The 1,241-nt window shown below is 65.7% G+C and carries 2 protein-coding genes; one reads left to right on the top strand and one right to left on the bottom strand.

The window, feature by feature from the left end:
• Nucleotides 1-393, top strand: a 393-nt coding sequence (locus tag AC1DU6_RS31815) for a type II secretion system F family protein (protein WP_477862185.1), incomplete at its 5' end; no start/stop codon positions are given.
• Here AC1DU6_RS31815 and AC1DU6_RS31820 read toward each other — a convergent pair.
• Nucleotides 370-1,241: alkaline phosphatase family protein (locus tag AC1DU6_RS31820; RefSeq protein WP_477862187.1), on the bottom strand; the 872-nt coding region annotated here is incomplete at its 5' end. The two genes, AC1DU6_RS31815 and AC1DU6_RS31820, sit on opposite strands and share 24 nt — an antisense overlap.

Consider the following 1,241-nt stretch of genomic DNA (forward strand, 5'->3'; position numbering starts at 1 on the left):
ACGCTGACCGGCACCATGCTGCGCAACCGCGTGCCACTGCTTGAAGCACTGCGCCTGTCGCGTGGCGCCACCAGCCTGTATGAGTTCGGCGTGCTGGTGGCGTCGGCCACGCGGGCGTTGGAGAACGGACGCAGCCTGTTCGAGGCGATGAGCCACACGGTCTGGATCGCGCCGGCACGCCTGAACCTGATCAAGGTGGGTGAGCGCGCGGGCACGCTGGACGCCATGCTGATGTCGCTCGGCCAGATGCAGACCGATGCGGCGCGCGAGCGTCAGAAGGCAGCGATGGCGTTGATCGAGCCCGTTGCCATCCTCCTCATCGGCGCGGTCATCGGCGTGCTGATGATCTCGGTGATGATGGCCATCACGTCAATGAACACTGGTGCTGTCTGATTTTTCGCTGAAGCGGCTCAGATCGCCCGGAGGCTGCGACGCCAGCCATTGCGACAGAGCAACCGGCGTCGTCACGCGGCCGTCCAGCAACGCCGGCACCAATGAGCGAATGACTGTTGTGCTGAAAGGCGCTGCGTATCGCAGCCCTGACCCGGTCGGCGCGCCAGCGAACCAGACAACAAAAGGTACATGCTGGTCGTCGCTCTTGCCCGCTTTGCCCCGGCCCGGGCCGAGCTGGCGTTCGTAGATCGGGCCCCAGAGTTCCTTCTCGCGCAGCCAATGATCCGACGTCAGTACCAACGTGGTGGGCGTGCCGGTGGCGTCAATACTGCTGCGCAGGTCGGCGATCAGACTGGGTATCAGATCGAGGTTGGCACGGTAGTCGGCGCCCAGACCGCGAGTGGCACTCGAAGCCGGCAGAACCATCGGTGGATGCGGCACATTGAGGTGCAGCCAGACCAGCTCGCTGTCGGCTTGGGCCGTGGCACTCAGCGCCGCAGCGCGCAGCCGTTCGAAGCTGCTGCGCCATTGCCGCATGAAGTCCGAGTAGGCGGAGTCGAAGTCGTTGCCCGACCGCACGGCGCGCGCTAGCGCCGCTGCCCAGCCTGGAAAGAATTGCACCGGTTCGGCAAAGCAATGGCGCGCCTGTGCGAACAGCCGGCAGTAGTCGTGGAAGAAGCCCACCACGGACGTGCTGTGGCCGTTCTGGGCCAGCGCACTGATGAGAGTCGGCGTGGTGGCATCGAAGCGCTCCCCGTCCTTGCCATGGAGATAGCCAGGACCACCGGATCGGATCGGCCCCAGGCGCCGCCCCAGCAGCATGGACGGTATGGCGCTCAGCGTGTCCG

This window comes from Roseateles sp. P5_B10, from assembly GCF_056400485.1.